The sequence below is a fragment of the Flavobacteriales bacterium genome (genome assembly GCA_013214975.1).
In the GTDB taxonomy this organism is placed as follows: Bacteria; Bacteroidota; Bacteroidia; order DT-38; family DT-38; genus DT-38.
On sequence record JABSPR010000138.1, the window covers coordinates 1 to 4,345 of the forward strand.

A 4,345-nucleotide genomic window follows, 5' to 3' on the forward strand; every position below is an offset into this window, starting at 1 on the left:
AATACTTTCTTTCTCACTCAACTACGCACAGTCGCAAATTGAACCGTTCGATTATCATTTGGTAAATATTCTTATACATCTCGTGAACGTGGTGTTGGTGTTTGCTTTTGTGCAAATGATAACCAAGAACAAGTTCTATGCATCTATAATAGTAGCAGGCTTCTTTGCAATACATCCAATGCATGTGGAGTCGGTTGCATGGGTGTCGGAAAGGAAGGATGTATTGTATACATTCTTCTTCTTTTTGGGTTTGTTGTGCTTCGGAAAATATCAACGTAATGGTTCTCTTTTAAGCTACGTTGGGGCTTTACTTCTCATGTTTTTATCGTTGCTTTCTAAATCGGCGGCGGTAATATTTCCGATGGTTCTTTTATGCATGGATTATCTGATGGCAAAAGAAATTAAATGGAAACTTGCGATAGAAAAAATACCGTTTCTAATTCTTTCTATCATTTTCGGCTTAGTAGCAATGGACACCCAATCGGGTGCTGTGCATAGCATTGGAGATCACACAATTATTGATCGAGTTATGTTCGCCTCGTACGGATTTATGGCGTACATCTATAAGTTGTTTTTACCATTAACGCTATGCTCTTATTACCCCTATCCAAGGGAAGGTGAGGCATTTCCAATCATCTACTACATCGTCCCGGTTTTATCGTTATTGATTGGAGCCTCATGTTGGTACTTTAGAAAGCACCGCGAATATGTCTTTGGAGTATTGTTCTATTTTTTCACGGTGGCGTTAGTGCTTCAATTTATCTCTTTAGGAGCTTGTATAATATCTGAACGATATTCGTATGTTCCATACGTTGGTTTGTTATTTATTGTTGGTACAGCTTACCATAGAGTGCATGAAAGTGTAGAAGAAAAGATTAAGAAATGGAAAATGCCTTTTGCCGGAATATTAATTCTTGGGTTTATTGTTATGAGCTATACTGCTCATGAAAGAACCAAAGTTTGGGAAAACAGTGCAACGCTTTGGGGAGATGTAATTGAAACGTTTCCAACGGCGCATGGGGCGTATAACAGTAGAGGAAATTTCTTTTTAGATAACGGAAACCCACAGGCTGCAATGGCGGATTATATTAAAGCTATTGAGTTAAAACCGAATTATGATGATGCTTATAACAATCTAGGAAATCTTTATCGACAGAATAAACAGTACGAATTGGCGATATCGAATTACAATAAAGCGTTGCAGTTATCGCCAAAGAATTACATGGGCTATAATAATAGAGGCAATGCATATTTCAATTTAAAGAAATACGATTTGGCTATTGCAGATTATCAAAAGAGTGTAGAGTTGAAACCAAATTACGCTGTGGTGTATGGAAATTTAGGAGCGTTATATTTTGAAGTGCAACAGTTTGATAAAGCGATTGCAGATTTAACGAAGGCCCTTTCTATCAATCCAGATTATTATGCAGCTTCCTTAAACAGAGCAGTAACATATAGCGTACTCGGAAATCACGAATTGGCTCGTCAGGATTACGACTATTATTTAAGGTATATGCCAAATAATGCACAGGCCACTAACTGGCGAGGACTAGCCTACATGGAGTTGGGGAATTTAAACGCCGCGGTTCAAGATTTTAGTCGAGCAATTCAGTTAAATCCACAAGGTGGAGAATACTATTTTAAAAGAGCGCAATGTTTGAAGTCGTTGGGTAATCATCAACAAGCAAAGGCGGATGCTTTACAGGCACAAAAACTAGGTTATCCAGTCCCTGCTGAGTTCTTACAATAGCAATAGCGTCAATTAGAACAAACCTACTAGTATCTATGCTAAGCCTAAAGAACCTATTAGCTTTTGGAGTTTTATTTGGACTGACATCGTGTTTCTATTCAACGAAGTATGTCGTCAAATATGACATAATAGAGTCAACCAAATCTGGACAGGCTAGGGAAGAAATTCTTAACCAGATCAACATATTAGCTGTTAAGCATAAATTACAAAAAGACAAAAAATTCAGCAAAACTGATACGCTTGGTTTTTTTGGATCCCCTTATCACTACTTCAAGTTTTGGACAGACAATAACGATGTAGTAGTGATTTTGAATTTAAAGTATAATGGAAGTTTTGGAAATCGAAAAAATCCTCCATACGATAGCCTACTTTCTCAACTGACGGATAGTCTCAATCAAAATTTCAATGTGACTAACATTCAGATAAACGAAGAAACAAATCGAAAAAATAAGATTAAATAGAAAAACTGCGGTCACCAGAAGCTAAACTTTCTTATAATATTAAATATCGTAAGTACTGAACCTCGTACTTTATCTAAGCCTTATTCTATTTCCCAGATTAACTCAGTTTCAAAACCTTCTTTAGTTTCAATTCCTCCAGAGAGGGTGATTGTTTTTTCAGGTTGTTTCTTGTCCATGTAATCTCCTGTATCCCACTTCTGGTTGTTATTGGAATCGTAGGTCAATTTTAACTCATAATTGCCTTTAGCTAAATTATTAAAAGTGATTGTATCGTTTCCGGTAACGTTGACCTCACCAAGCTTTCCACCTTTTTTATCTGCTAGCGTTGCAAAGTAGTTTTGATTGTCTTTACCTCCTTGTAAAATAATATTTACGGTACTGTAATAACTCGAATCCTTTGTCATGAATCTAATAGTAATACTATCGTTTGATAAACCTTTTTTCGTCTTAAATGCGCCTGGAAGTGCGGTTAGACTATATTTTGTATCTGTTTTCCATTTATTATCTATTTGTAAATTTTCAAAAAACGGTCTAGAAGGTTTCACTATGTTGATCGGAATAATGTTTGTATCCTCTAATAATGCAAGAAGGTTTACATCATATTCATAGACTAACTCAGGGAAACGTAAATAGAACTCCTCGAAGAACTCGAACCTACCGCGCTTGCCTAATTTGGCACTTACGTTTAGATACTGCTCTATTGAAGTATCCACCTCAATTTCCTTTGGCCTTATGAGGTAGATTGTATCTTGAAATGGAGAGTCGCTTAATTTAATAAGTATTGTGTCGGGCCGGTTAGACTCCATCCAAAAAGTAAGCGAGTCTTTCTCCTGGTTCCAGTAGTTATCTAATATGTTGTTACCAGAAAGAGTTAAGTTTTCTGTAGGTCGATTAAATGGAACTACATACTTGTCTCCTCGGTTAATAATCTTGTGGGTAGATTGCAATTCATAATCTTCTTGGAATAAAACTATTTCAATAATTGATGAATCATTTGCTTCTACCATACCTTCCGCATAGCCAATATATTCAGACGGTATATCAAATATCATGTTGCGGTTATCGTCTTTAAGGGCAAATATTTTGTAGGCTCCTTGCCTCATATAAGAGATTTCAAAAAGGCCAGAATCGTTTGTAACGGCATAATAACTTGGTATGCTTTTGTAGGGTATGGAGTCTTCGTTATTGGAATAGGCATAAACCTGAATGTCTTTTACTGGTCTGTCTGTTAGGGCATCTCTAACAACTCCGCTAATCTTTGCAGAATCAATTACTGCTCCAGTAGATATCACATATTCTAGATTAGACAACACATTGTTTTCTGTGATATCCTTAATCGCATCTCCATATTTAATGCAGTATGTCGTATTAGGATCTAGCTCACTTTTTATTTTAACGACAACTTTTTTACCGGTTCTAAATACTTCCAATTTTTCATCGATGGGAGGGGAGATGATAATATTTTTTAGTGCGGATTCTATTTTTACATATTCATCGAACTCAATTTCTAACGGTTTTTTAGGGAGGTAATTCGTTGTTTTATTCTCGGGCTTAAAAGATAAGGCAACCGGAGGAGCGATGTCTTTATCGCCTCCTTTTGGAGCCACCATTTGAGCACAGCCAGCAAAGAATATTACCGAAGCAAAAGCAAATAAAAAGGTTAGAAAATTGGGTCTATAATACATTACGAATCAAAGCTACAATTTTCTGTAGCTCCTTCTTATCCGTTTCGTCAAAATCAGATAATTTATCGCTATCAATATCGAGAACCAATAGCACTTCATTTTTAGCGCTGCAAACAGGAAGCACAATTTCGGATTTAGATTGAGCGCTACAAGCAATATGGCCTGGGAAATATTCTACGTCGTCGACTAGTATTATTTCATTTTGTTTCCACGCCGTACCGCAAACACCTCTACCATATTCTATTCGGAAACAAGCTACATCTCCTTGAAATGGGCCGAGTATTAATTCATTGTTTTTTACAAAGTAGACACCTATCCATATCCATTGCATGGTTTGTTTAAGTGCAGCAATAATGTTTGAGATAACTGCGATAGCATCCGTTTCGCCTTTAACCAGAGACTCTATTTGAGGAATTAGCTCAGCATAGCGATCTTCTTTATTTGCTTTG

General features: G+C 36.6%; 4 protein-coding genes. 2 read left to right on the plus strand and 2 right to left on the minus strand.

Annotation, left to right across the window (positions count from 1 at the left end; genetic code table 11):
- Together HRT72_05100 and HRT72_05105 are read left to right on the plus strand one after the other, a co-directional pair.
- A partial coding sequence (locus HRT72_05100) for a tetratricopeptide repeat protein (GenBank protein NQY67086.1) occupies window positions 1–1,750 on the plus strand: 1,750 nt, incomplete at its 5' end.
- Between the two features lie 35 nt (window positions 1,751–1,785).
- On the plus strand, window positions 1,786–2,211 hold the full coding sequence (locus HRT72_05105) for a hypothetical protein (protein NQY67087.1): 426 nt from the start codon (window positions 1,786–1,788) through the stop codon (window positions 2,209–2,211).
- An 80-nt stretch (window positions 2,212–2,291) separates the two neighbouring features.
- Here HRT72_05105 and HRT72_05110 read toward each other — a convergent pair whose 3' ends face one another.
- Together HRT72_05110 and HRT72_05115 are read right to left on the minus strand one after the other, a co-directional pair.
- Window positions 2,292–3,896 (minus strand): Ig-like domain-containing protein, encoded by a 1,605-nt coding sequence (locus HRT72_05110; protein ID NQY67088.1) that lies wholly within the window; start codon window positions 3,894–3,896, stop codon window positions 2,292–2,294.
- Window positions 3,886–4,345, minus strand: a 460-nt coding sequence (locus HRT72_05115) for a GAF domain-containing protein (protein ID NQY67089.1), incomplete at its 5' end; no start/stop codon positions are given. The genes HRT72_05110 and HRT72_05115, both read right to left, overlap by 11 nt.

What these genes read in the sequence shown, in the direction of transcription:
- HRT72_05110 (NQY67088.1), bottom strand. Translation starts at nt 3,896, where the DNA reads ATGTATTATAGACCCAATTTTCTAACCTTTTTATTTGCTTTTGCTTCG.
- HRT72_05105 (NQY67087.1), top strand. Translation starts at nt 1,786, where the DNA reads ATGCTAAGCCTAAAGAACCTATTAGCTTTTGGAGTTTTATTTGGACTG.